Here is a 25,379-nt window from a genome sequence, read left to right on the forward strand (position 1 = left end):
GCCACCCACGCCGTCGGAATGGCGGAACTGGGACACGAGGTCGTCGGGGTCGATATCGACCCCGGCAAGGTCGCCAAGCTTGCCGGCGGTGACATTCCCTTTTACGAGCCCGGCCTGCGCAAGCTGCTGCAAGAGAACCTGGCCGCGGGGCGGCTGCGGTTCACCACCGACTACGACGTCGCCGCCGATTTCGCCGACGTGCACTTCCTCGGGGTCGGCACGCCGCAGAAGAAGGGCGAGTACGGCGCGGACCTGCGGCACGTCTACGCCGTGATCGACGCGCTTGTGCCCCGACTGACGAAATCGGCTGTGCTGGTGGGCAAGTCGACGGTTCCGGTGGGCACCGCGGCCGAGCTGAACCACCGGGCGGCGGCCCTGGCGCCGCGCGACGTCGACGTCGAGATCGCCTGGAACCCGGAGTTCCTGCGCGAGGGCTACGCGGTGCACGACACCCTGCACCCGGATCGCATAGTCCTTGGCGTGCAACAGGATTCGACCCGGGCCGAGGCGGCGATCCGCGAACTGTACGGCCCGCTGCTGGCCGATGGCGTGCCCTTCCTGGTGACCGACCTACAGACCGCGGAGCTGGTCAAGGTTTCCGCCAATGCCTTTCTGGCGACCAAGATCTCGTTCATCAACGCCATCTCCGAGGTGTGCGAGGCCGCCGGCGCCGACGTCAGCGTACTAGCCGACGCGCTCGGCTACGACCCACGGATCGGCCGCCAATTCCTCAACGCCGGTTTGGGTTTCGGCGGCGGCTGCCTGCCCAAGGACATCCGCGCCTTCATGGCCCGCGCCGGCGAACTGGGGGCCAATCAGGCGCTGACCTTCCTGCGCGAGGTCGACAGCATCAACATGCGCCGGCGCACCCGCATGGTGGAGCTCGCCAGCGCCGCGTGCGGCGGTTCGCTGCTGGGCGCCAACATCGCCGTGCTCGGCGCGGCGTTCAAGCCCGAATCCGACGACGTCCGCGACTCGCCCGCGCTCAACGTGGCGGGCCAGCTCCAGCTCAACGGGGCAGCGGTCAACGTCTACGACCCCAAGGCGCTGGACAACGCACAGCGGCTGTTCCCGACGCTGAACTACGCGGTCTCGGTCGAGGAGGCCTGCGAGCGCGCCGACGCGGTGCTGGTGCTCACCGAGTGGCGGCAATTCGTCGACCTCGACCCCGACGACCTGGCCGACCGCGTGCGGGCCCGGGTGATCGTCGACGGGCGCAACTGCCTCGACGCCGCCCGCTGGACGCAGGCGGGCTGGCGGGTGTTCCGGCTGGGCGCGCCACGGCCCTGAGCCCCCGTGCCCCGAGCGTCACGCCAGCGTGACCCCGGGCCGCGAACGCCACGCCAGCGTGACGGTCGGCGCGAGACGGGGGCGTAGCCTGACCCGCGTGGACTACGCCGGTGTATTCCTGGACGAGAACCGCGCATTCTCGGAGCTTTTCCGCGATGTCGACCGATCGAAGCCCGTGCCGACCTGCCCGGGCTGGAGCCTCGACCAGCTCCTGCGGCACGTCGGCCGCGGCGACCGCTGGGCGGCGCAGATCGTGCGCGACCGGCTCGAAGAGTTCCTCGACCCGCGCTCCGTCGAGGGCGGCAAGCCGCCACCCGACCCGGCCGACGCGATCTCCTGGCTGCACGGCGGCGCGCAGCGGCTGGTCGATGCCGTCGAGCTGACCGGTGTGGAAACACCGGTGTGGACGTTTCTCGGGCCGCGCCCGGCGAACTGGTGGGTCCGCCGGCGCCTCCACGAGGTCGCCGTGCACCGTGCCGACGCGGCGATCGCGACGGGAGCCGAATTCACGCTGGCCGCCGAGGTGGCCGCCGACGGGATCACCGAATGGCTCGAGCGGGTCGCGATCCAGGCCGGGTCCGACGGTTCGCCCCTGCCGCTCGAGGGCGGCAACACCCTGCACCTGCACGCCACCGACCCCGGCCTCGGCGAGGCCGGTGAATGGACGATCGGCGTCGACGCGGGCCGGATCACCTGGTCACACGAGCACGGCAAGGGGACGGCGGCGCTGCGGGGCGGGGCGACCGAGCTGCTGCTGGCCATCCTGCGCCGGGTCCCGCTCGCCGACACCGGCATTGCGCTGTTCGGCGACGAGGCCGTCTGGCAGGACTGGCTGGACCGCACCCCGCTCTGACCACGGCGGCCGAGCGCACACGGTAACTTGCAGTCCATGACCACTTCGGAGATCGCCACCGTCCTGGCGTGGCACGACGCGCTGAACGCTTCCGACCTGGAAACCCTGGCGGCGCTGTCCAGCGACGACATCGACCTGGCCGACCCGCACGGCGCCGCGCAGGGCCACGAGGCGCTGCGCAAATGGGCCGCCTCGCAGCGGGTGGCGGCCACGGAACTCGGCCGGATGTACGTGCACGACGGTGTCGTGGTCGCCGAGCAAAAACCCGCCGACCCCGCCGCGGCCACCGCCGCCGCGTTGGCGTTCCGGGTGGTGCACGACCACGTCACGTCCGTGTTCCGGCACCAGGATTTGGCGTCGGCGCTGGCGGCCACCGAACTCACCGAATCCGACCTCGTCAACTAGGCGCGAACCAGGGGAGCCACTCATGCGCGGGATCATCTTGGCCGGCGGCTCGGGCACCCGGCTGCACCCGATCACCGTAGGCATCAGCAAGCAGTTGCTGCCGGTGTACGACAAGCCGATGGTCTACTACCCGCTGTCCACGCTGATGATGGCCGGGATCCAAGACATCCTGGTGATCACCACCCCGCACGACGCGGCGGGCTTCCAGCGGCTGCTGGGCGACGGCTCGCAATTCGGCATCAACATCACCTACGTGACGCAGGAACGGCCCGACGGCCTGGCCCAGGCCTTCGTGCTGGGGGCCGACCACATCGGCAACGACTCGGTGGCTTTGGTGTTGGGGGACAACATCTTCTACGGGCCGAGATTGGGAACCAGCCTGAGCCGGTTCCAATCCATCAGCGGCGGAGCGGTTTTCGCCTATTGGGTGGCCAACCCCTCGGCGTACGGCGTCGTCGAATTCAGCGACGACGGCACCGCGCTGTCGCTGGAGGAGAAACCCCAGACGCCGAAATCGAATTACGCGGTGCCGGGACTGTATTTCTACGACAACGACGTGATCGAGATCGCCAAGGGTCTGAAGAAATCGGCGCGCGGTGAATACGAGATCACCGAGGTGAACCAGATCTATCTCAGCCGCGGCCGGCTCTCGGTCGAGGTGATGGTCCGCGGCACGGCCTGGCTGGACACCGGAACGTTCGACTCGCTGTTGGACGCCAGCGACTTCGTCCGCACGCTGGAACGACGGCAGGGGCTGAAGGTCAGCGTCCCCGAGGAGGTGGCGTGGCGCCGCGGCTGGATCACCGACGATCAGCTAGCCGAGCGCGCGCAGACGCTGCTCAAGTCCGGCTACGGTGGCTACCTGCTGGAGTTGTTGGAGCGGAGCCGATTTCAGTAGGTTTGGCCAGCGCCGCGGCGATCGCCGTCGTCAGCGGAACCGACAGCGCCAGCGCGATGCCGCCCACCGCCGAGCGGGCGATCTCGATGGCCACGCTCTCGCTGGTCAACACGTCGGTCAGCGAGCGGTTGGCCACGCTGAACAGCAGCAGCAGCGGCAGGGAGCTGCCGGCGTAGGCCAGCACCAGCGTGTAGACCGTGCTGGCGATGTGATCGCGGCCAACTCGAATGGCGCCCAAGAAGATCGCGCGCCGCGAGCCGCCGAGGTGGGCGAGCTCGAACACCGTGGACGCCTGCGTCACGGTCACGTCGTTGAGCACGCCCAATGACCCGATGATGAAACCGGCGAGCAGCAGCCCGCTGATCGACACGTTGCCCAGGTAGGCGCTGACGGTGGCGTTCTGGTCGTCGGACAGTCCGGTCAAGTGGGCCAGTTGTATTGCCGCCCAAGACAATCCAGCGGCTAGCAGCAGCGACGTCAGGGTTCCCAGCAGTGCGGCGCTGGTCCGCAGGCTGACGCCGTGGGCCAGGTAAATGACGGCGTAAAGGATCGCCGCCGCGGCCACCAGGGCGACCGGAACCGCGGGCGCGCCGTCACGCAGGGCCGGCAGCAGAAACGCCACCAGCACCACGAACGCGACCACGATGCCCACCAGCGCGAGCAGCCCCCGCCAGCGCGCCACGGCGACCACCACCACCGCGAACGCGACGGCCAGGGCGACCAGGGACCAGCCGCGTTCGAAGTCGTAGAACGCGTAGCTGGTGGCGCCCTGATCGTCGACCTGCCGCACCAGCCGAACGTGATCTCCCACAGCGAATTTCGGCTGACCCGGACCGGGGGAGGACTCCAGCAGCGTGTTCGCCCCGGCGTTGGGGCCGGAATCGATCGCCACCTGAGTCAGCACGCAGCGGCCCGCCCCCGGGGGTGCCGGCTGCGGCGCGGTGGTGAGCACCTGACCGACCGACGGGCTGCCGCAATCACCCCCGCCGCTGGAGAGCACGTGCCCGGCCTGCGTGCTCACGGCGCCGCCGGCCGCGTTCTGGAACGGCATCGGGATGTCGACGTGCTGCCGGCTGGGCCACAGCAGGATCGCCCCGGCCAGCACGGCCACGCCGATGGCCACCAGCAGCCCGACGACCACCCGGGCGGGCAGCGGATCGACCGGGGCCGGGCCGGACGGGTGGTGCGAGTGGGAGTGCGAGTGTGTCACCCGGTCCACCGTAGAGGCGCCGGCTGCCAAGACGCTTATGGGCGATAGCTCACCAGGAAGTTGCCCAGCCGCTCGATCGCCGCGGCCAGGTCACGCGCCCACGGCAACGTCACGATGCGCAGGTGATCGGGTGCCGGCCAATTGAATCCGGTGCCCTGGGTGACCAGGATCTTCTCCTGCAGCAGCAGGTCGAGGACGAGCTGTTCGTCGTCGGCGATGTCGTAGACCTCGGGGTCGAGCCGCGGGAAGGCGTACAGCGCACCCTCGGGCTTGACGCACGACACCCCGGGAATCTCGTTCAGCTTCTGCCACGCGACGTCGCGCTGCTCGAGCAGCCGGCCGCCCGGCAGCACCAGGTCCTCGATGCTCTGATGGCCGCCGAGGGCGACCTGGATTCCGTGCTGGGCCGGCACATTGGGGCACAGCCGCATGTTGGCCAGCAGGTTGATGCCCTCGATGAAGCTCTCGGCGTGGTCCTTGGGCCCGGTGATCGCCAGCCAGCCGGCGCGGTAGCCCGCGACCCGGTAAGCCTTGGACAGGCCGTTGAAGGTGAGACACAGCAGGTCGTGCGCGAGCGAGGCCACGTTGATGTGCTGGGCGTCGTCGTAGAGGATCTTGTCGTAGATCTCGTCGGCGAGCAGCAGCAGTTCGTGCTTGCGCGCCAGTTCCACCATCTGGGTGAGGACCTCGCGGCTGTACACGGCGCCGGTCGGGTTGTTGGGGTTGATGATGACCAGCGCCTTGGTGCGGTCGGTGATCTTGGATTCCAGGTCGGCGATGTCGGGCTGCCACGCCTGCGTCTCGTCGCACAGGTAGTGCACGGGCGTGCCGCCGGCCAGCGACGTCGACGCCGTCCACAGCGGGTAGTCGGGCGACGGGATCAACACCTCGTCGCCGTTGTCGAGCAGGGCCTGCAGCGTCATCGTGATCAGCTCGGAGCACCCGTTGCCGAGGTACACGTCGTCGACGTCGAACCGGGGGAAGTCCTCGACCAATTCGTAGCGGGTGACCACCGCGCGGCGCGCCGGCAGGATGCCCTGCGAATCGGAGTAGCCCTGCGCGTAGGGCAGCGCCTGGATCATGTCCCGCATGATCACGTCGGGCGCCTCGAAGCCGAACGGCGCCGGGTTGCCGATGTTGAGCTTGAGGATGCGGTGGCCTTCGGCCTCCAGCCGCGCGGCCTGCGCGTGCACCGGGCCGCGGATCTCGTACAGGACGTCCTGCAGCTTGGACGACTGCGCGAAGACCCGCTGCCGGTGATGAGCGGAGGCGTGCAGGGGCAGCTGGTGGGTGGTCACGTCTTTAATGGTGCCACCACTGTCCACCGAAATTTGCGGTCAAGCGGCAAAATCCCAGGTCAGCGCTTGCCGGGCGGCCGCGCACCCCGGGCGATACCCAGCCCCTTCACCGGCGGGCCCGACGGCGCGTCCTCACCGTCGGTCTGCTGTGCCGGCTCGGCCTTCGGCGCCTCCTCGGCCTCGGCCTTGGGTGCCTCGGCTTTGGGTGCTTCGGCCTTGGGTGCCTCGGCGGCCGGTGCGGCCTTCTTGGCGCCGGGCCGCTTGGCGCCGGCGGCGATGCCCAGGCCCTTGACCGGCGCCGCGGGCGCCTTCTCGGCCTTGGCTTCCTCGGGCGCCGCCTCGGCCTTGGGTGCCTCGGCCTGCGGAGCCTCGGCCTTGGGTGCCTCGGCGGCCGGTGCGGCCTTCTTCGCGCCGGGGCGTTTGGCACCGCCGGCGATGCCCAACCCCTTGACGGGCGCGGCCGGCGCGGACGCCCCCGCGGGCGCCTCCGCCTTGGCCTCGGCCTGGGCGGGTGCGGCCTTCTTGGCGCCCGGCCTCTTGGCGCCGCCGGCGATGCCGAGCCCCTTGACTGGCGCGGCCGGCGCTGCCGCCGCCTCGGACTTCGGGGCCTCCTCGGGGGGCGCCTCCTCGGCTTCCTTCGCCGGTGCCTCCACGGTCGCGGTCGCCTTGGGCGTCGCGGCCGCGCGCTTTTCGGCTTCCTTGGCGGCGGTGCCCTTCTCCGGCAGCGTCGCCTTGTCGTACTCCAGCGACCCGAGCAGCACCTGGGCGACGTCGAGCACCTCGACCCCGGTCCGGCCGGCCTCTTCGGAGCGGTCGTTTACGCCGTCGGTGACCATCACCCGGCAGAACGGGCAGCCGGTGGCGATCGTCGACGCCCCGGTGGCCAGCGCCTCGTCCACGCGCTCGTGGTTGATGCGCTTGCCGATGTGCTCTTCCATCCACATCCGCGCGCCGCCCGCGCCGCAGCAGAAGCTGCGCTCGGCGTGCCGCGGCATCTCGGTGAGCGTGGCTCCCGCGGCGCCGATCAGCTCGCGCGGCGCCTCGTACACCTTGTTGTGCCGGCCCAGGTAGCACGGGTCGTGGTAGGTGATGTCCTGCGAGACCGGGGACACCGGGACCAGGTTGTTGTCCCGGATCAGCCGGTTGAGCAGCTGGGTGTGGTGCAGCACGGAGTAGTTCGCGCCCAGCTGCCGGTATTCGCGGCCCAGGGTGTTGAAGCAGTGCGGGCAGGTGACGACGATCTTGCGGTCGACGGTCTCCACGCCCTCGAACACCCCGTCCAGCGTCTCGACGGCCTGCTGGGCCAGCTGCTGGAAGAGGAACTCGTTGCCGGAGCGGCGCGCGGAGTCGCCGTTGCAGGTCTCGCCGGTGCCCAGTACCAGGTACTTCACGCCGGCGATGGCCAGCAGCTCGGCGACGGCCTTGGTGGTCTTCTTCGCCTTGTCGTCGTAGGCGCCGGCGCAGCCCACCCAGAACAGGTACTCGAAGCCGTCGAAGCTGTCGACGTCCTCGCCGTAGACCGGGACGTCGAAGTCCACCTCGTCGATCCAGTTGGTCCGGTCGGAGGCGTTCTGCCCCCACGGGTTGGCCTTGGTCTCCAGGTTCTTGAACAGCACCGACAGCTCGGACGGGAACTCCGACTCCATCATCACCTGGTAGCGGCGCATGTCGACGATGTGGTCGACGTGCTCGATGTCCACCGGGCACTGCTCGACGCACGCGCCGCACGTCACGCATGACCACAGCACGTCGGGGTCGATGACGCCCCCCTGCTCCTCGGTGCCGACCAGCGGGCGGGTGGCCTGCTCCGGACCGGAGCCCATCACGCGACCGAAGCCGGACTCGGGGACGTGGTGCGCCTCGGCGTGCTTCTCGCCCGCCAGCTCCTCGCCGAGCCCACCCTCCGGGGTGTTCTCGGCGGGCGACTCCTTGTCACCGAGGATGTAGGGCGCCTTGGCCATCCAGTGGTCGCGCAGGTCCATGATGACGAGCTTGGGCGACAGGGGCTTGCCGGTGTTCCAGGCCGGACACTGCGACTGGCAGCGCCCGCACTCGGTGCAGGTGGCGAAGTCCAGCATCGCCTTCCAGCTGAAGTCCTCGACCTTGCCGCGGCCGAATTCGGCGTCATCCGGCGGGTTTTCGAAGTCGATCGGCTTGCCGTCGGCCTCGATCGGCAGCAGCGGGCCCAGCGCGTCGGGCAGCCGCTTGAAGATGACGTTGATGGGCGCCGTGAAGATGTGCAGGTGCTTGGAGTGCAGCACGATGATCAGGAACGCCAGCATCACCGCGATGTGCAGCAGCAGCGCGGTCGTCTCGATGATCTCGTTGGCGGGCTGACCCAGCGGGCGCAGGATCGCGCCGAACAGTTGCGACAGGAAGGCGCCCTTGCCATAGGGCAGGGTGCCGTTGTTCACCGCCGACCCGCGGACCAGCACGTAGGTCCAGATGACGTTGAAGATCATGAACAGCACCAGCCAGGCGCCGCCGGTGTGGGAGCCGTAGAACCGCGACGAGCGGCCGATCTCCTTCGGGCTGCGCAGCAGCCGGATGATGGCGAAGGTGGTGATGCCGAGGAAGACGGCGGTGGCGAAGAAGTCCTGCAGGAAACCCAGCGCGTCCCAGCGCCCGATGATCGGGATGTGGAAGTTGTCCTGGAACAGCAGGCCGTAGGCCTCGATGTAGACGGTCAGCAGGATGAAGAAGCCCCACATGGTGAAGAAGTGGGCCAGGCCGGGGATCGACCATTTGAGCAGCCGGCGCTGCCCGAAGACCTCGGCGATCTCCGTCCAGACTCGCCTGCCGGGGTCGTCGGTGTGGCCGGGAGCCGGCTTGCCGGACGTAACCAGCTTGAACAGCCACAGGACCCGCCGTGCGGCGAGCGCGGCCACGACCAGCGTCATGCCCATGCCCACGACCAGTCTGATGAGCATCTGCGTTGTCACAGAAGGTCTCCCCAATGCATTAGTGATTCAGCCTGCGTTTTGTTTGCCTGCTCAGCCCTGCTCATAGTTGCATCTCCGCAGCTTTCGCCGCGAGAAAGGCTGCCCTAACTCGGCCCCGCCGTGACCGGCGCCACCCCGTCAGGGCTGGGGCGGCTGGAAGATCGGCGGCAGCGGCCGGAAGCGGGTCGTCGTCGGGGGCGCGGCGGTGGTGGTCGGCGCCTGCGTGGTGGTGGGCGCCGCGGTCGTGGTGGTCGGCGCGGCGGTGGTGGTGGTCGGCGCCTGCGTGGTGGTGGTGGCCGGCGCCTGGGTCGTCGTCGTGGTGGTCGACGTGGTGGCGGGCGGCGGCTCGGACGACGACGGCGGCGGCGGGGGCGGCGGGAGCACCGTCTCGGTGGTGCTGCCGTTGGGCTCGGTGATGGTCACGGTTTGCGACGTTTGCGGGGGCGCCGGTGCGCCCGGCGGGGTGGTCTTGGCCGGGCTGGACTTCGTGAGCCCGAGGTTGATCGCCAACAGGACGGCCACCAGCACCGCCGCCGCGGCGCCGGCGACGGTCAACACCAGCGCCGTGCGCTTGTACCACGGCAGGCCGCCCGGCTCGGCGGGGTAGCGGTCGCCGGCGGGACCGTCGAACTCCCTTGCGGCATTGGTGTATTCGCCGGTCGCGTCGCGCCCGGTGTAGGGCACCGGCTCGTCCGCGCCGTCGGCGTCCTGGGACCAGGCCAGGGCGCCGTCGACGTCGGTGGCCCGGGCGGCCCACGCGGCCTGGGTCATGTCGATGCCGCCGGTGCCGACCATCTCCGTCGGCGATTCCACCACGGCCCCCGCGGCGGTCGGGGCGCCCGCCGGCCCCTGCTGGTCACCGAGCGCCGCCGCCCCGACGGCGGCGCTGACCGCGGGGTGCGGTGCGGTGTGGACCGGCACCGCGAATCGCTCCGACAGCCGCGCGGTGATCAGCGGGATGCTCGCCCCGCCGCCGACGCTGGCCACGGCGGCCAGCCGGGGCCGCGGAATCCCGTTGCGGCGCAACGCTTCGTCGAGGGCGCCCAGGAACCTGTCCAGCGGCTCGGAGATCAGTTGCTCCAGTTCGGCGCGGGACAGCTGCGAACTGCCGACGGCGGCCGTCGCGGCCGTCGACAGTTGCTCCTTGGCACGCCGGCACTCACCGAGCAGTCGCGTCTGCGACCCCATCCGCATGGTGCTGCCCAGGTCGGCCATGGTGGCGTCGGAAGCCTGCAGGCCGCCGAGAACGAGCCGATCGATCGCGTCCCCGGAGAAATCGGTGTAGCGCACCGTGGGGCCGACGCGGGCGAAATTCGAGCCCGCGTCCATCAGGCTGATGCTGGTGCCGCTGGCGCCGAAATCGCACACGGCGACGACGCCGGCCGTCGGGAATCCCGGTCTGCCCCGCAACGAAGCGAGCGCGGCGGTGGCGTCGGGCACCAACACCGGGGCCACCCCGCCGCGGGCCAGGTCCGGCTGGGCGAAGAACTCCTCGCGCAGCGCGGTGAACTGGGCGTCGGACCAATACGCGGGGACGGCGATGGTGATCGGCGTGCCGTAGCCGGCGGTGCGGGCCATGGCCTCGATCGCCTCGACCGTCAGCACCTCGCCCAGGTACTTCGTCCCGTCGGGCGCCACCAGGGGGGATCGGTCCCCGACGCGCTCGACGAATCCGCGCAGCACCATGCCGGTTCCGGTCAGGTTCGGGTTTTCTTCCGGCAGGCCGACTTCGGTCGGCCGGTGCTCGAAAAGCGTCAGCACGGCGCTGCGCACCACCGGGGCGTTCCCCGCGCGGGCCGCCACCAGGTTGGCCGCCCCGATCGACAGCCCGAGCGACTCGCTCATGCCCCGCACCCCATTTCCGATCGCCCGGTGTTCCCCAACATAGCGGGGTCAGCGCAGGCCGGGCGGGACCGTGATGACCGTCGGCACCCCCGGAATCGTGATCGACGGCGGCAGCGGGGGCAGATGATGCCGGTGCGTCGGCTCCTGCGTGGGTTGCTGCGCCGGCGGTTGCGTCGGCTGCTGCGCCGGCGCCTCGACCGCGCTGCTGGTGCTGGGGGTCGTCGTGGCGGTCGTGGTCGGCGTGGTCGTCGTGGTGGTGGTGGTGGTCGTGCTGCTGCGGCTGGTGCTCGGGGTGGGGCTGGTGCCCTGACCCCCGCTCAGCAGCTCGCTGATGCCGTAGACGATCAGGCCGAGCAGGATCGCGACGAACACCAGCCAGGCGATGAGCAGCGGTGGCCGGCGGTACCACGGAGTGGGTTCGGCGTCGTCGAAAGCCTCCGGTTGCTCGAACCCGTCGGGCGGGTTGGCCGGGGGTTCGCCGGAAGTCGGCTGCTCAGCCATGCCGTAGCCGGCATGCTGGGTCGCTTGTTCGTGGAAGTCGTCGGGTGGGCCTTTGCGTGCCACGGCAACGATGGTACTGACACCACCTGCGGACCCCCTCAGGCCGCTCGCGCGTCGGCGCCTCAGTTGCCTTCGAGCGCGGCCCGCACACGTCCCCGCGCCCGGTCGAGCCGGGCGGCGGCCTCGGCCGCGTCGACGCCCGCGAGCAACGCGACGATCGCCGTCTTGGCGTGACCTCCCGCGGCCTCGAGCGCTTCGGCCGCGCTGTCTTCGTCGACGCCGGCCGCGTCGCGGACGATGCGCACCGCGCGGCGGCGCAGCTTCGCGCTGGTCGGGCGCACGTCGACCATCCGCGGTCCGTAGGCCTTGCCGAGCGCGATCATCACGCTGGTCGAGAGCGCGTTGAGCGTGACCTTCTGAGCCGTTCCCGCGGTCAGCCGCGTCGAGCCGGCCAACACCTCGGGGCCGGTCAACAGTTCGATCACCACGTCGGCCGACGCCTCGCCGCCGGGGTTGTTGACGACCGCGACCGTCAGCGCGCCCGCGGCGCGCGCGTGCGCGAGCGCCCCGAGCACGTACGGCGTGCGGCCCGACGCGGTGATCCCGACGAGCGCGTCGGCGGCCGTCAGGTCGGCGAGATCGGCGGGGGTGAAGGCGTCTTCCGCGCCCTCGATCGCCTCGGTGAGGGCCGCCGGCCCGCCGGCGATCACGCCGCGCACGAGGTCGGTGCCGAAGGTGGGCGCGCACTCGGCCGCGTCGAGCACGCCGAGGCGCCCGGGCGTCCCGGCGCCGGCGTAGATCAGGCGGCCGCCGCGTTCGAGTCGCGTGGCGATCGCCTCGGCCGCCGCGGCGATCCGCGGGACCGCCGCCGCCACCGCGGCGTGCGCCTCGCCTTCGGCGGCCACCAGCAGCGCGACGACCTCCGCGACGGGGCGCGCGTCGAGATCGTCGAGGCCTGGTCGCTCCGCTTCGGTGGCGAGCGCGTCGAGTCCTTGCGCGGCAACGGTTTTCGGTGCGGCCCGTAACCGGATCAGGTGCGGCTCGTGGATCGCCGACAATCGCAGCGCCCCGTCGAGCGGGTCACCGGCGGCCGGGACGAGGTCGAGCCGCTCGGTCAGGGTCTCGAACCCGGCCAGGCCGCCGACCATCGCGACGGGGCCAGCCCCGGCCGCGCGAGCGGTCGTCGCTAGCGCCTCGGCCGCCGCGCCGACGATCCCCCGCGCGGCGGCGTCGCCGTGGGCGGCGAGGACGTCGGCTGCGAAGGAGGCGAGCGCGGCGGCGCTGGTGAACTGCGCGGGCCAGCCCTCCGGCGGACCGAAGCGGGCGCGGGCGGCGTCGAGCAGCGCGGTGGAGGCGCCGCGGCCGTCGTGGGCGCGCAGCGCCGCGCGCAACCCGGCGGCGCCGATCCACGCTCCGCCGCCCTCGTCGCCGAGCCAGGGGCCCCAGCCGTCGGCGGTCCGCAGCGCGCCGTCCGCGTCGATCGCGAGTGCGGCGACGCCGGTGCCCGCGACCAGCACGACGCCCGGCTCGCCGGCCAGTGCGCCCGCATGCGCGATCACGGCGTCGCTGGTCACCGCGACGCGCTCCGGCCGCAGCGAGGCCAGCAGCGCCTCGCCCAGCGCGCGCGCCGCGTCCGGCGCCGCCAGCGCCCCGGCGGCACCCACGATCACCTCGTCAGCCGGGCCAAGCTCGCGCGCCACGCGCAGGATCGCCGCGTGGGCCGCCCGCACGCCGCCGGGCGCCGCGAGACCCGGCGCGCCCGGCCCCTCGGCCCTCCGGTGGCCGAGGGAAGCCCGGCACGAGGTTTTACCCAAGTCGACGGCGAGGATCACCGGGCCCATCCTTGTCGAGCGCAAACTGGTCTGGTGGGGCGGGCGTTGCTGACCGTGGGGCACGGGACGGCCGACCGCGAGCGGCTGGCGGAGTTGCTAACCGGCGCCGGCGTTGCGCTGGTGGTGGATGTGCGGCGATATCCGGCCAGTCGGACGAATCCGGACGCGCGGCGGGAGGCCCTGGAAAGCTGGCTGCCCGAACGCGGCATCGACTACCGGTGGGAGCCCCGCCTGGGCGGGCGGCGCCACGTCGCGGCCGGAGAACCGGAGCCGGACACCTGGTGGACGGTGGCCGCATTCCGGGCGTACGCCGCGTACACCCGCACGCCGGAGTTCGACGCGGCGCTTGACGAGGTCCTGGCCGACGCCGCCCGGCACACCACCGCGGTGATGTGCAGCGAGAGCGTCTGGTGGCGCTGCCACCGGCGGTTGATCGCCGACGTGGCAGAACTCGGTCGCGCAGTGCCGGTGCGGCACCTGATGCCGGACGGTCGCCTGCGCCCACACCGCCCCGCCGACGGTGCTCGCCGCCGCCCCGACGGCCATCTGGTCTGGGACGGCTGAGCGTCGCCCATCTGCGTTGCCTCTGCGGATGGGTCAGCGGGGCGAGAGCGTCGTAAGATTGTTTATGCCGTACTACATGGACATTCACGAACTTGCGGGCGGCATCACGCGGGAAGAATTGGCCAAGGCCCATGCTCAGGACCTTGTCGTCCAGGAGAAGTACGGCGTCAGCTATCACAAGTACTGGGTTAACGAAAAAGCCGGGAAAGTCTTTTGCCTTTGTCACGGACCCAGCGCGGAAGCCGCGGAAGCGGTCCATCGTGAAGCGCATGGCCTGGCAGCGCAAAAAATCATCCAAGTCGAGCCGGGCGTTGCGGATCTGTTCATGGGCGGCAGCGAAGTGGATTCGAGCGGCGCCGTCATGCTGCAGGGCGCCGGCGCGGGTACACGAGACCCCGCGATTCGAACAATCCTGTTTACCGACATTGTCGGATCTACGTCACTCACGCGGAGAATGGGCGACGAAGCCGCTATGAAGGTGCTGGATGTGCACGATTCCATCGTCCGGCGGGGGCTCGACGAAATGGGCGGCCGTGAAATCAAGCATTTGGGCGACGGCATCATGGCGTCATTCGTATCCGCCGTCGCTGCGGTCAAATGCGCGACTCGGATACAACAGCAGGTCAAGAAGAATGGCGAAGACAACGAGGCGAACGCTTTCCAATTGCGAGTCGGCATTGCGGCCGGAGAACCGGTCGAACATCATGATGACCTGTTTGGTTGCACCGTTCAGCTCGCCGCCCGGTTGTGCGCCCACGCGCGCCCCGAAGAAATCCTGGTTTCCAATGTCGTCGCTGAACTCTGCGAAGGCAAAATGCTCCCGTTCCAAAATCTCGGCGAAGTCAGTCTCAAAGGATTCGAACAGCCCGTCCGGACACACGCGGTGGCGTGGACGAATTAGGAACGCCGCAGCGGCGGATTCAGAACGTGTTGACCTTGTCGACGCTGACGAACATGCCGTGGCCGGTGTGGTCGTTGGTGAACCGGGTGCCGTCGGTGGTGGCGCTGATGGTCCAGCCCGCGGCGTTGTAGGTCTTGTAGTCGATCTGGACGGTCGGGATGGCGCCCAGGTTCCCCAGCACCCACTGCACCTTGCCGGCGGAGTTCACGCTGACGCCGTTGGCGTGCTCGCCGTCCTGCAGGGGGGAGTTGGTGAACGGCGCCTCGCAGCCGACGGTCTCCTTGTTGATCTGGCAGCGTGTGGTGCCCGACTTGGTTTCGATGAACACGTAGCCGTTCTGATCGGGCGGAAGCGGGATGGCGCCGGCCGGTGTGGTCGGGTTGGCCGGCGTGGTCGGGAGGCCGGGGGCCGGGCTCGCGGTCGGCGGCGCCGCGGTGGGCCGTGGCGTGGGATAGGTCGGTTCGACCGGCCCGGCGCCCGGTGCTGCGACCGGCCTGCCGGCGATCGTGGAGGAACACGCGTCGATCAGCATGGGACTGACCAGCACCGGCGCGACCAACAGGGACCCACCGGCGAGACTCCACCGTGCCCTTTGCGAGAAACGCACGCGCCACTCCCGATTATCAGCAATATTGCGAAACCAGATTACGCGCGACGTGACGAAATCCCGTGCAACCGCGCACCTATCGATGCGACCCCGATGGTGAAGCTTTACCGCCGCGTGATCGTTTGCGTCTCGGCGGCCCGGCGGGCGGCGGCGACGATGCCCTGGTAACCGGTGCACCGGCAGAAGTTTCCGGACAGCCCCTCGCGGATCTCATGCTCGCTGGGATCGGGATTGTCGCGCAGGAGCGCGGTCAGTGACATGACAAAACCGGGCGTGCAGAAGCCGCATTGCAGGCCGTGGCACTCGCGCAGTGCCGACTGCACGGGTGACAGGGTGCCGTCCGGCGCCGCGACGCCCTCGACCGTGGTCACCTCGGTCCCGTCGGCCTGCACCGCGAACATCAGGCACGAGCGCACGGCCGCGCCGTCCAGTAGCACGGTGCACGCCCCGCAGGCTCCGTGCTCGCAGCCCAGGTGGGTGCCGGTCAGTCCGCACCGCTCGCGCAGGAAGTCGGCCAGCGTCATCCGCGGCTCGACCGCGGCGGTGATCTCGGTTCCGTTGACCGACAACTGGATTGGGTGTTCAGGCATCGCTTGCTCTCGCTTCGGCTATCGCGCGTGTCCAGGCGCGTGTGGCCATGGTGGCGCCCACCTTCGACCGGTACGACGCCGACCCTTGCAGGTCGTTGGGGATGTCGTCGAGCCCGCTCATCGCGGCTTGGCCGATCTCGTCGTCGACCAGCTCGTCGGCCGGCCTGCCCACGGCCGCGACCTCGGCCGCGGTTGCGCGCCGGACCGTGGATCCCAGGCCCAGCAGCCCGATCCCGCAGCGTGACACCCGGTCGTCGTCGTCGAGCTGGACGGCGACCAGGGCGCCCGCGATCGCGAAATCGCCGTGCCGGCGCGCGAATTCCTCGATGGCGAACCCGCATCTGCCGCTCCACACGGGGAACCGCACGCCCGTCAGCATCTCGTCGGCATTCATCGTGGTTTCCCATACGCCGGCGAAGAAGTCCGCGGCAGCGATCTCGCGCCGCCCGCGTGGCGAGGCGACCTCCATCACCGCATCCAGGGTCAGCGCGACCGCCGGGTATTCACCGGCGGCGTCGGCATGGGCGATCGACCCGCCGAGCGTGCCGCGGTTGCGGATCTGGAAGTGCCCGACGAACGGCGTCGCCCGGGTCAGCAGCGGAACGTCTTGACGCACTTGCGCATCGGCGCCCACGGTGGTCTCGGTGGTGCCCGCGCCGATCCACAGCTCTTCACCCCTGCGCTCGATGCCCTGCAGCTCGGCCAGCCGGGAGATGTCGATGAGGTGGTCGAAGTATGCCAGCCGCATCGCCAGCATCGGCACCAGGCTCTGTCCGCCCGCCAAAATCTTTGCGTCGTCGCCCAATTCGGCCAGCAGGCCGACGGCGTCCTCGATGGTGTCGGGGCGGTGGTATTCGAACGCGGCCGGCTTCACCGTTGCACCGCTTCCAGTAGGGCGGCGATCGACGCCGGGCTGGCAGGCAGCCGGGTGACCGTCACGCCCAGCGGCGCGAGCGCGTCGTTGATGGCGTTGATGACGGCCGGCGTCGAGCCGATGGCCCCGCCCTCCCCGGCGCCCTTGTAGCCGCCGGGGCCCGGTCCGGGGATCTCGACATGGCCGAATTCGATCGGCGGCACCTCGGTGGCGGTCGGCAGCAGGTAGTCGACGAAAGTCGTTGCGAGCGGGTTGCCGTCGTCGTCGTAGACCATGTCCTCCATCAGCGCCCCGCCGATGCCCTGCACCGTGCCGCCGGCGATCTGCCCCTCCACGACCGCCGGGTTGATCATGGGCCCGACGTCCTCGCTGACGATGTAGCGCAGCAGCGTCACCTTGCCGGTCGCCACGTCCACCTCGCAGGTGCAGGCGTGCGTCGCGTTGGACCAGTGGATGGGATTGGGGGAATTGAACCGGGCGGTCGCCTCCAGGTTGGCCGACATGCCCGGCGGCAGCTGCTGCGGCGAGTAGTACGCCACGTAGGCCAGCTCGCCGAACGACACCGACCGGTCCGGGTCGCCGCGCACGCTGGCCACCGAAAACGCCAGGTCCACTTCGGATTCGGCGACCTTGAGGTGGTGCGCGGCCAGCGCCACGATCTTCGCGCGCAGGATGGCCCCCGCCTCGCTGACCGCCCCCGCGGTCATCGGCGCGCTGCGGCTGCCCTGGGTCCCGGCGCCGTACGGGGTGATCGCGGTGTCGCCCTGGATGGTGGCCACGTCGTCGATGTCGGCCCCCAGCGCGTCTGCGGTCAGCTGCACGACCGTGGTCTCGATGCTGTTACCGCTGGAGCCGCCGTTGACGTAGACGTTGATCTTCCCGGTCGGCTCCATGCGGATGGTGGCGCCTTCGGTGGCCAGGTGGCCCGTCGCCGCGCCCGTCGGCTCGACGTAGGCCGAGAACCCCAGGCCCAGGTAGCGGCCCTGCGCCAGCGCCTCGGCCTGCTCTTTCCGAAAGCCTTCGTGGTCAAGGATTTTCACCGCCTGCTCGAAGGTGTCGATCGGGGCGACGTGGTCGTACGGCATGCCGTTGGGGTTGACGTACGGCATCTCGTCGCGGCGCAACAGGTTGCGGCGGCGCAACTCGACGGGGTCGAGGTTCATCTTGCGGGCGGCGACGTCGAGCAGGATCTCGCGGGCCAGCGTTTCGTATTGCCAGGGGCCGCGGTAGGCGGCCAGCCCGCTGGTGTTGGAGAAGACGGTCTTGTAGTTGAAGCTGGCCTTCGGCACCCGGTAGGGGCCCGGGAAGAACATCCCGATGGCGGCCGTCGTCAGCACCGGGTAGGGCGTCGGGTAGGCGCCGATGTCCTGGACGAAGTCGATGTCGGCGGCCGCGATGTTGCCCTCGTCGTCGAAAGCCATTCGCGCCGTGCCGTCGACGTGCCGCGCCTGCCCGGCCGACATCAGGTTCTCGCGCCGGTCCTCGATCCACTTCAGCGCCGCCGGCACCTTGCGGGCGGCCAGCATGATGCACATGTCCTCGCGCATCGGGACGACCTTCTGGCCGAAGCCGCCGCCGGTGTCGCGCATGATCACCCGAACCCGTTGCGCCGCAATGCCCAACAGCCGGGCGCAGAACGCCCGCAGCTCGTGCGGGGTCTGGGTGGACGCCCACATCGTCAATTCCCCGGTGGCGGCGGTCCATTCGACGACCAAGCCGCGGGTCTCGATCGGCACCGGGGCGTAGATCTGTTGGTAGATGTTCTCCGCGACGACGCACGGCGCGTTGGCGAACAGCTCCTCGTCCGGTGGGGCCCCGCCCATGCCGCCCGCGACGTTGTTCGGGTAGGCGTCGTGCACCAGCACCTCGGAGGTCTGCGCGCGGGTGAAGTCGGTGACCGCGGGCAGCGGCTCGTAGTCCACGTCGATGAGCTCCAGCGCGTCCTCGGCGACATACCGGCTCTCGGCGACGACGAGCGCGACCGGGTCACCGACGAACTTGGCCTCGCCCTCGGCCAGCGGCGGCCGCGGGGTGTCGGGGACGTCCTTGCCGGCGACGGCGTGCCAGGCCTCGCGTACCTCCGGGTTGAGGTCGGCGGCGGTGAACACCGCGCGGACGCCGGGCAGCGCCAGCGCGGCCGAGGCGTCGATGCCGTTGATGCGCGCCCGGGCGAACGGGCTGCGCACGAAGCAGGCGTGCAGCATGCCGGGCCGCGAGATGTCGTCGACGAAGCTGCCGCGGCCGGTCAGCAGCCGGCCGTCCTCCACCCGCTGAACGCGGGTGCCGGCGTAACGAGGGGCCGGGGCGGTGGTCGTCGCCCCCTGCGCGTGTTCGGTCATCGCGCTCCATCCGGTTGTCGCCTGACGAGAACCACGATGCCATCATAGGAGAGTGCCGTTATCGCAGTCGATAGCCGTCGGCGTGCTGCTCGCCGCCGGCGCCGGGCGCCGCTACGGACAGCCGAAGGTGCTGGTCGACGGCTGGCTCGACATCGCGGTCGACGCGCTGCGGGGCGGGGGCTGTGCCGACGTGGTCGTGGTGCTGGGCGCCGCCCAGGTCGCCGTCCCGCCCGGGGTCATCGCGGTCACCGCGGCGCATTGGCGCGACGGGCTGAGCGCATCGGTGCGCACGGGCCTACGGCAGGCCGACCGCATGCGCGCGGACTACGCGGTGCTGCACGTCGTCGACACGCCCGACATCGGTCCCGCGGTGGTGGCGCGGGTCGTCGACCGCGCGCTCGCGTCCCCCAGCGGCCTCGCGCGCGCCCACTTCAACAGCCGCCCGGGGCACCCCGTGGTGATCGCGCGCCGGCACTGGCCCGAGGTGCTCGCGGGGATCTCCGGCGATCACGGCGCCGGCGCCTACCTGCGCACCCGGCACGACGTCGAGGCCGTCGACTGCGCGGATCTGGCCGGCGGTCGCGACGTCGACGAGCCCTAGGCGGCCAGCGGGGGATCGGCGGCCGGGCCGTCGGGTCTGTTGGCGAGGTCCCGCACGCGATGGCGCACCACGAACCAGCCGACGACGAACGCGGGGACACCGACGATGACCGCGCCGATCATCCACGGGCCCTGGACCTTGTCCAGCATCATCTCCACCAGCACCCCGGCCAGGAAGACCAGCGTGAGATAGCCGCTGTAGGGCGCCAGCGGCATCCGGAACCCCGGGCGTTCCACCGCGCCCCGGCGGGCCAGGTAGTAGAACCGCAGCTGGCACGCCACGATCGTCCCCCAGGCCACCACGACCCCCACCGCGGCGATGTGCAGCACGATCTCGAACGCCTGGCTCGGCTTGACGGCGTTGAGCACGATGCCCAGCAGGCCGACGGCGGCGGTGAGCAGGATCCCGCCGTAGGGGACGCCGTTCTTCGACATCGGCGCGGTGAACTTCGGGCCGCTGCCGTTGATCGCCATGGAGCGCAGGATCCGGCCGGTGGAATACAGGCCGGCGTTGAGGCTGGACAGCGCGGCGGTGAGCACCACCAGGTTCATGATCGTGCCCGCGCCGCCGAAGCCGGCCTTGGAAAAAAACGTCACGAACGGGCTGACGTGTTTCTCGTAGGCGGTGTGCGGCAGCAGCAAAGCCAGCAGCACGGTCGAGCCGATGTAGAAGACGGCGATGCGCAGCACCACCGAGTTGATCGCGCGCGGCATGATCCGGTGCGGATCCGCGGTTTCCCCGGCCGCGATGCCGACCAGCTCGACCGCCGCGTAGGCGAACACCACGCCCGAGGTGACCAGGACCAGGGGCACCAGCCCGCTCGGCAGCAGGCCGCCGTGGGTGTCCCACAGCGATACGCCGGTGTCGTGGCCGTCGACCTTGAAGCGCCCGACCAGAAAGACCGTGCCGACCACCAGGAACGTCACCAGCGCCAGCACCTTGATCAGCGAGGCCCAGAACTCCAGCTCACCGAAGAGTTTGACGGAGATGAGGTTCATCGACAGCACCACCAGCAGCGCGATCAGCGCCAGCGTCCACTGCGGGATGGTGGCCAGCGTCCGCCAGTAGTGGCAGTAGTGCGCGATCGCGGTGGTGTCCACGATGCCGGTCATCGCCCAGTTCAGGCAGTACATCCAGCCCGCGACGAAGGCGAACTTCTCGCCGAAGAATTCGCGGGCGTACGACACGAAGGAGCCCGATGACGGGCGGTGCAGCACGAGTTCGCCGAGCGCTCGCAGGATCAGGAAGACGAACACGCCGCACAGCGCGTAGACCAGGAACAGCCCCGGCCCCGCCGAGGCCAGCCGGCCGCCGGCGCCGAGAAAAAGCCCGGTCCCGATGGCCCCACCCAGGCCGATCATCTGCAGCTGGCGGTTGTTGAGGGCCTTCTGATAGCCGTCGTCCTCGCGGGTGAGCCGCTGGTCGGCGCTGTCGTGTGGCATTGAGTCCTGCCGTGTCGGCTCGGGGAAAGGCTCAGGCTAACTCACCGATGCGGCGCGGCGCTCGCCGAGTGTGCACGGCGGAAGCCGTCGGTGCACATCGGTTTGGGGCCCCGGGAACAAGACGGCCGCGCCCGCCGTTAGCATGATCGACAAGTTGAGCGAACCAGACTCAATGCTGGGTTGACACCACGGTGCGGCCAAGAGCAGTCTTGAGCGGGGTTCACTCAGCATAGTGGCACCAAAGAAGCTCTACTCAATCAGGAGGAATCACTATGGCTCGTGCGGTCGGTATCGACCTCGGGACCACCAACTCCGTCGTCGCAGTCCTCGAGGGCGGTGACCCCGTCGTCGTCGCCAACTCCGAGGGTTCGCGGACGACGCCGTCCATCGTCGCTTTCGCGCGCAACGGCGAGGTGCTCGTCGGTCAGCCCGCCAAGAACCAGGCGGTGACCAACGTCGACCGCACCATCCGTTCGGTCAAGCGGCACATGGGCACCGACTGGTCCATCGAGATCGATGACAAGAAATACACCGCGCAGGAGATCAGCGCCCGCGTGCTGATGAAGCTGAAGCGCGACGCGGAGGCGTACCTGGGTGAGGACATCACCGACGCCGTGATCACCGTGCCGGCGTACTTCAACGACGCCCAGCGGCAGGCGACCAAGGAGGCCGGCCAGATCGCCGGCCTGAACGTGCTGCGCATCGTCAACGAGCCCACCGCCGCGGCGCTGGCCTACGGCCTGGACAAGGGCGAGAAGGAACAGACCATCCTCGTCTTCGACCTGGGCGGCGGCACGTTCGACGTCTCGCTGCTCGAGATCGGTGAGGGCGTCGTCGAGGTCCGCGCCACCAGCGGTGACAACCACCTCGGTGGTGACGACTGGGACGACCGGGTGGTCGAGTGGCTGGTCGACAAGTTCAAGGGCACCAGCGGTATTGACCTGACCAAGGACAAGATGGCGATGCAGCGGCTGCGGGAGGCCGCCGAGAAGGCCAAGATCGAGCTCTCGAGCTCGCAGAGCACCTCGATCAACCTGCCCTACATCACCGTCGACGCGGACAAGAACCCGCTGTTCCTCGACGAGCAGCTGACCCGCGCCGAATTCCAGCGCATCACACAGGATCTGCTGGACCGCACCCGTCAGCCGTTCAAGTCGGTGATCTCCGACGCCGGCATCTCGGTGTCCGACATCGACCACGTCGTGCTGGTGGGCGGTTCCACCCGCATGCCCGCGGTGACCGAGCTGGTCAAGGAACTCACCGGCGGCAAGGAGCCCAACAAGGGCGTCAACCCCGACGAGGTGGTGGCCGTGGGCGCCGCGCTGCAGGCGGGTGTCCTCAAGGGTGAGGTGAAAGACGTTCTGCTGCTTGATGTTACGCCGCTGAGCCTGGGCATCGAGACCAAGGGTGGCGTGATGACCAAGCTCATCGAGCGCAACACCACGATCCCCACCAAGCGGTCGGAGACCTTCACCACCGCCGACGACAACCAGCCGTCGGTGCAGATCCAGGTCTACCAGGGTGAGCGCGAAATCGCTTCGCACAACAAGTTGCTCGGCTCCTTCGAGCTGACCGGCATCCCGCCGGCCCCCCGCGGCGTCCCCCAGATCGAGGTCACCTTCGACATCGACGCCAACGGCATCGTGCACGTCACGGCCAAGGACAAGGGCACCGGCAAGGAGAACACGATCAAGATCCAGGAGGGCTCCGGCCTGTCCAAGGAGGAGATCGACCGGATGATCAAGGACGCCGAGGCGCACGCCGAGGAGGACCGCCAGCGTCGCGAGGAGGCCGACATCCGCAACCAGGCCGAATCGCTGGTCTACCAGACGGAGAAGTTCGTTAAGGACCAACGCGAAGCCGAAGGTGGGTCGAAGGTTCCGGAGGAGACGCTGTCCAAGGTCGACGGCGCGATCGCTGAGGCCAAGTCGGCGCTGGCCGGCACGGACATCTCCGCGATCAAGTCGGCGATGGAGAAGCTGGGCCAGGAGTCCCAGGCGCTCGGCCAGGCCATCTACGAGGCCACCCAAACGGCCGGCGGCGCCGATGGCGAAGGCGCCGGTGGCCCGCAGGCCGGTTCGGCTGACGACGTGGTGGACGCGGAGGTGGTCGACGACGACCGGGAGGCCAAGTGACGGAGGCGAACCCACACGAGCCGGTGACCGTCACCGACAAGCGGCGGATCGACCCCGAAACCGGTGAAGTCCGGCAGTCCTCTCCCGGTTCGGCTCCCAACGCGGGGCCGGGAGAGGCTGCGCCGGGCGACTTCTCGGGTGAATCACCCGAGGAGGCCGGCAAGGCCGCCGAGTTGCTGGGCGACCTGCAGCGGGTCCAGGCCGACTTCGCCAACTACCGCAAGCGGGCGCTGCGCGACCAGCAGGCCGCGGCGGACCGGGCCAAGGCCGCCGTCATGACCCAATTGCTGGGCGTGCTCGACGATCTCGAGCGGGCGCGCCAGCACGGCGATCTGGAGTCCGGCCCGCTGAAGTCGGTCGCCGACAAGCTGGACAGCGCCCTGACCGGGCTCGGTCTGGTGGCGTTCGGCGAGGAGGGCGAGGACTTCGACCCGCTGCTGCACGAAGCCGTGCAGCACGAGGGCGACGGCGGCGACGGCTCGAAGCCGGTGATCGGCACGGTCATGCGGCAGGGCTACAAGCTGGGCGACCAGGTCCTGCGGCACGCTCTGGTCGGCGTCGTCGACACGGTCGCGGACGAGGGTTCCGCGGCCGGCGAGCCGGCCGAATCGGACGATAACCCCGGCGTAACCGGTGAATAGACCACACAATCAGCACAACAACAGAACTCCAAAGGTGAAGGGGGTGACGCGACATGGCCCAGCGCGAATGGGTCGAAAAGGACTTCTACAAGGAGCTGGGCGTCTCCTCTGACGCCAGTCCCGAAGAGATCAAACGCGCGTACCGGAAGCTGGCGCGCGACCTGCATCCGGACGCCAACCCGGACAACCCCGCCGCCGGTGAACGCTTCAAGGCGGTGTCGGAAGCGCACAACGTGTTGTCGGATCCGGCGAAGCGCAAGGAGTACGACGAAACCCGCCGCCTGTTCGCGGGCGGCGGGTTCGGCGGCCGCCGGTTCGACACCGGCGGCTTCGGCGGCTTCGGTGCTGGCGGCGACGGCGCCGAGTTCAACCTCAACGACTTGTTCGACGCCGCCGGCCGTAGCGGCGGCACCAACATCGGTGACCTGTTCGGCGGGCTGTTCGGGCGCGGCGCCAGCGCGCGTCCCAGCCGGCCGCGACGCGGCAACGACCTGGAGACCGAGACCCAGCTGGACTTCGTCGAGGCCGCCAAGGGCGTGGCCATGCCGCTGCGGCTGACCAGCCCGGCGCCGTGCACCAACTGCCATGGCAGCGGCGCGCGGCCGGGCACCAGCCCCAAGGTGTGCCCCACCTGCAACGGTTCCGGCGTGATCAGCCGCAACCAGGGCGCGTTCGGCTTCTCCGAGCCCTGCACCGACTGCCGGGGCAGCGGCTCGATCATCGAGCACCCCTGCGACGAGTGCAAGGGCACCGGGGTCACCACCCGCACCCGCACCATCAACGTGCGGATCCCGCCGGGCGTGGAGGACGGGCAGCGCATCCGGCTGCCCGGACAGGGCGAGGCCGGCCTGCGCGGTGCGCCGTCGGGCGACCTGTACGTGACCGTACATGTGCGGCCGGACAAGGTCTTTGGCCGCGACGGCGACGACCTGACCGTGACCGTGCCCGTCAGCTTCACCGAATTGGCTTTGGGCTCAACGATTTCGGTGCCAACGCTGGACGGCAAGGTCGGCGTGCGGGTGCCCAAGGGCACCTCCGACGGCCGCATCCTGCGGGTGCGCGGGCGGGGCGTCCCGAAGCGCGACGGCGGCAACGGGGACCTGCTCGTCACCGTCAAGGTCGCGGTGCCGCCGAACGTGGAGGGTGCCGCACAGGAGGCGCTGGAGGCGTACGCGGCCGCCGAGCGCGCCAGCGGGTTTGACCCACGAGCCGGATGGGCAGGTAACCGCTGATGGCGAAGAATTCGCGGGAAGAGTCCCGGACGTTTTTGATCTCGGTGGCCGCCGAGCTGGCCGGCATGCACGCCCAGACCCTGCGCACCTACGACCGCCTCGGCCTGGTCAGCCCCCGCCGCACTTCCGGTGGGGGACGGCGGTATTCGGAGCACGACGTCGACCTGCTGCGCGAGGTGCAGCGGCTGTCCCAGGACGAGGGGGTCAACCTCGCCGGCATCAAGCGGATCATCGAGCTGACCAACCAGGTCGAGGCGCTGCAGGCGCGCGTGAAGGAGCTCACCGAGGAGCTCGCGCAGGTACGCGCCGGGCAGCGCCGCGACCTGGCGGTGGTGCCCAAGAGCACCGCCGTGGTGGTGTGGCAGCCGCGCCGAACGCG

At 70.1% G+C, this 25,379-nt stretch carries 22 protein-coding genes and 1 pseudogene; 11 read left to right on the top strand and 12 right to left on the bottom strand.

The genetic code is table 11. The annotated features are described in order from the left end of the window. The 4 genes from A5702_RS09450 to rfbA all read left to right on the top strand — a co-directional run. Positions 1-1,290, top strand: a 1,290-nt coding sequence (locus A5702_RS09450; RefSeq protein ID WP_068220117.1) for a UDP-glucose/GDP-mannose dehydrogenase family protein, incomplete at its 5' end; no start/stop codon positions are given. A gap of 97 nt (positions 1,291-1,387) precedes the next feature. Continuing rightward, entirely contained in the window at positions 1,388-2,143 is a 756-nt protein-coding gene (locus tag A5702_RS09455; protein WP_068220119.1) for a maleylpyruvate isomerase family mycothiol-dependent enzyme, read from the top strand. 36 nt (positions 2,144-2,179) lie between these two features. Further along, positions 2,180-2,548, top strand: coding sequence for a nuclear transport factor 2 family protein (locus A5702_RS09460; RefSeq protein ID WP_055400513.1), 369 nt, complete (start codon positions 2,180-2,182; stop codon positions 2,546-2,548). A 22-nt stretch (positions 2,549-2,570) separates the two neighbouring features. Continuing rightward, positions 2,571-3,446 (top strand): glucose-1-phosphate thymidylyltransferase RfbA, encoded by an 876-nt coding sequence (gene rfbA / locus A5702_RS09465; RefSeq protein ID WP_067824274.1) that lies wholly within the window; start codon positions 2,571-2,573, stop codon positions 3,444-3,446. On the opposite strand, the gene A5702_RS09470 is transcribed toward rfbA, so the two are convergent. From A5702_RS09470 to A5702_RS27265, 7 genes and pseudogenes are all read right to left on the bottom strand, one after another. After that, complete coding sequence (locus tag A5702_RS09470; protein WP_068220151.1) at positions 3,388-4,656, bottom strand: YibE/F family protein; 1,269 nt, start codon at positions 4,654-4,656, stop codon at positions 3,388-3,390. The genes rfbA and A5702_RS09470 overlap by 59 nt on opposite strands. A gap of 35 nt (positions 4,657-4,691) precedes the next feature. Then, positions 4,692-5,981 carry a pyridoxal phosphate-dependent aminotransferase gene (locus tag A5702_RS09475; RefSeq protein ID WP_068220122.1) on the bottom strand — a complete coding sequence of 430 codons (1,290 nt, stop codon included), beginning with the start codon at positions 5,979-5,981 and terminating at the stop codon, positions 4,692-4,694. Positions 5,982-6,013: 32 nt separating this feature from the next. Next, positions 6,014-8,896 carry a heterodisulfide reductase-related iron-sulfur binding cluster gene (locus A5702_RS09480; protein ID WP_082956006.1) on the bottom strand — a complete coding sequence of 961 codons (2,883 nt, stop codon included), beginning with the start codon at positions 8,894-8,896 and terminating at the stop codon, positions 6,014-6,016. 138 nt (positions 8,897-9,034) lie between these two features. After that, positions 9,035-10,741 (bottom strand): Hsp70 family protein, encoded by a 1,707-nt coding sequence (locus tag A5702_RS09485; RefSeq protein WP_068220128.1) that lies wholly within the window; start codon positions 10,739-10,741, stop codon positions 9,035-9,037. A gap of 48 nt (positions 10,742-10,789) precedes the next feature. Next, entirely contained in the window at positions 10,790-11,305 is a 516-nt protein-coding gene (locus A5702_RS09490; protein ID WP_055400503.1) for a hypothetical protein, read from the bottom strand. A gap of 59 nt (positions 11,306-11,364) precedes the next feature. Then, a complete protein-coding gene (locus tag A5702_RS27260; RefSeq protein ID WP_068220154.1) occupies positions 11,365-12,273 on the bottom strand; it encodes an N-acetylmuramic acid 6-phosphate etherase in 909 nt (302 codons plus the stop codon). 84 nt (positions 12,274-12,357) lie between these two features. Beyond that, positions 12,358-13,083 (bottom strand): annotated as a pseudogene (locus A5702_RS27265) (BadF/BadG/BcrA/BcrD ATPase family protein); the annotation flags it as partial. Positions 13,084-13,107: 24 nt separating this feature from the next. On the opposite strand from A5702_RS27265, the gene A5702_RS09500 reads away from it, so the two are divergent. Both A5702_RS09500 and A5702_RS09505 read left to right on the top strand, forming a co-directional pair. Next, positions 13,108-13,638, top strand: coding sequence for a DUF488 family protein (locus tag A5702_RS09500; protein WP_068220130.1), 531 nt, complete (start codon positions 13,108-13,110; stop codon positions 13,636-13,638). A gap of 76 nt (positions 13,639-13,714) precedes the next feature. Further along, positions 13,715-14,539 (top strand): nickel-binding protein, encoded by an 825-nt coding sequence (locus A5702_RS09505; protein WP_197281116.1) that lies wholly within the window; start codon positions 13,715-13,717, stop codon positions 14,537-14,539. Between the two features lie 19 nt (positions 14,540-14,558). Here A5702_RS09505 and A5702_RS09510 read toward each other — a convergent pair whose 3' ends face one another. The 4 genes from A5702_RS09510 to A5702_RS09525 form a co-directional block, all read right to left on the bottom strand. Further along, entirely contained in the window at positions 14,559-15,071 is a 513-nt protein-coding gene (locus tag A5702_RS09510) for a hypothetical protein (RefSeq protein ID WP_369808499.1), read from the bottom strand. A gap of 179 nt (positions 15,072-15,250) precedes the next feature. Then, entirely contained in the window at positions 15,251-15,736 is a 486-nt protein-coding gene (locus A5702_RS09515) for a (2Fe-2S)-binding protein (RefSeq protein ID WP_055400496.1), read from the bottom strand. Continuing rightward, a complete protein-coding gene (locus A5702_RS09520) occupies positions 15,729-16,610 on the bottom strand; it encodes a xanthine dehydrogenase family protein subunit M (RefSeq protein ID WP_068220133.1) in 882 nt (293 codons plus the stop codon). The genes A5702_RS09515 and A5702_RS09520 overlap by 8 nt, the downstream gene beginning before the upstream one ends. Continuing rightward, the gene (locus A5702_RS09525) at positions 16,607-18,949 is read right to left on the bottom strand and encodes a xanthine dehydrogenase family protein molybdopterin-binding subunit (RefSeq protein WP_068220136.1); all 2,343 of its coding nucleotides are present in this window, start codon (positions 18,947-18,949) and stop codon (positions 16,607-16,609) included. Before A5702_RS09525 ends, A5702_RS09520 begins: the two co-directional genes overlap by 4 nt. A gap of 52 nt (positions 18,950-19,001) precedes the next feature. Here A5702_RS09525 and A5702_RS09530 point away from each other — a divergent pair, with 52 nt between their 5' ends. Continuing rightward, on the top strand, positions 19,002-19,550 hold the full coding sequence (locus tag A5702_RS09530; RefSeq protein ID WP_068220139.1) for an NTP transferase domain-containing protein: 549 nt from the start codon (positions 19,002-19,004) through the stop codon (positions 19,548-19,550). Here A5702_RS09530 and A5702_RS09535 read toward each other — a convergent pair. Further along, positions 19,547-20,992, bottom strand: a complete 1,446-nt coding sequence (locus A5702_RS09535; protein WP_068220142.1) for an amino acid permease — start codon at positions 20,990-20,992, stop codon at positions 19,547-19,549. The genes A5702_RS09530 and A5702_RS09535 overlap by 4 nt on opposite strands. Before the next feature lie 272 nt (positions 20,993-21,264). Here A5702_RS09535 and dnaK point away from each other — a divergent pair, with 272 nt between their 5' ends. The 4 genes from dnaK to A5702_RS09555 all read left to right on the top strand — a co-directional run. Next, complete coding sequence (gene dnaK, locus A5702_RS09540; RefSeq protein ID WP_068220145.1) at positions 21,265-23,127, top strand: molecular chaperone DnaK; 1,863 nt, start codon at positions 21,265-21,267, stop codon at positions 23,125-23,127. Further along, a complete protein-coding gene (gene grpE / locus A5702_RS09545; protein ID WP_068220148.1) occupies positions 23,124-23,768 on the top strand; it encodes a nucleotide exchange factor GrpE in 645 nt (214 codons plus the stop codon). Before dnaK ends, grpE begins: the two co-directional genes overlap by 4 nt. Positions 23,769-23,821: 53 nt before the next feature. Continuing rightward, positions 23,822-25,000: a molecular chaperone DnaJ gene (dnaJ, locus tag A5702_RS09550; RefSeq protein ID WP_055400481.1), complete on the top strand. Its 1,179-nt coding sequence runs from the start codon at positions 23,822-23,824 to the stop codon at positions 24,998-25,000. Continuing rightward, positions 25,000-25,379: heat shock protein transcriptional repressor HspR (locus A5702_RS09555; RefSeq protein WP_067824305.1), on the top strand; the 380-nt coding region annotated here is incomplete at its 3' end. The genes dnaJ and A5702_RS09555, both read left to right, overlap by 1 nt.

This window comes from Mycobacterium sp. E3339 (assembly GCF_001666915.1).
GTDB lineage: Bacteria > Actinomycetota > Actinomycetes > Mycobacteriales > Mycobacteriaceae > Mycobacterium.

Bases quoted from the DNA above. Each gene is read 5' to 3' on its own strand.
- A5702_RS09460 (WP_055400513.1), top strand. From the start codon at position 2,180: ATGACCACTTCGGAGATCGCCACCGTCCTGGCGTGGCACGACGCGCTG.
- rfbA (WP_067824274.1), top strand. From the start codon at position 2,571: ATGCGCGGGATCATCTTGGCCGGCGGCTCGGGCACCCGGCTGCACCCG.
- A5702_RS09485 (WP_068220128.1), bottom strand. From the start codon at position 10,741: ATGAGCGAGTCGCTCGGGCTGTCGATCGGGGCGGCCAACCTGGTGGCG.
- A5702_RS09505 (WP_197281116.1), top strand. From the start codon at position 13,715: ATGGACATTCACGAACTTGCGGGCGGCATCACGCGGGAAGAATTGGCC.
- A5702_RS09510 (WP_369808499.1), bottom strand. From the start codon at position 15,071: ATGCTGATCGACGCGTGTTCCTCCACGATCGCCGGCAGGCCGGTCGCA.
- A5702_RS09515 (WP_055400496.1), bottom strand. From the start codon at position 15,736: ATGCCTGAACACCCAATCCAGTTGTCGGTCAACGGAACCGAGATCACC.
- A5702_RS09525 (WP_068220136.1), bottom strand. From the start codon at position 18,949: ATGACCGAACACGCGCAGGGGGCGACGACCACCGCCCCGGCCCCTCGT.
- A5702_RS09535 (WP_068220142.1), bottom strand. From the start codon at position 20,992: ATGCCACACGACAGCGCCGACCAGCGGCTCACCCGCGAGGACGACGGC.
- dnaK (WP_068220145.1), top strand. From the start codon at position 21,265: ATGGCTCGTGCGGTCGGTATCGACCTCGGGACCACCAACTCCGTCGTC.
- dnaJ (WP_055400481.1), top strand. From the start codon at position 23,822: ATGGCCCAGCGCGAATGGGTCGAAAAGGACTTCTACAAGGAGCTGGGC.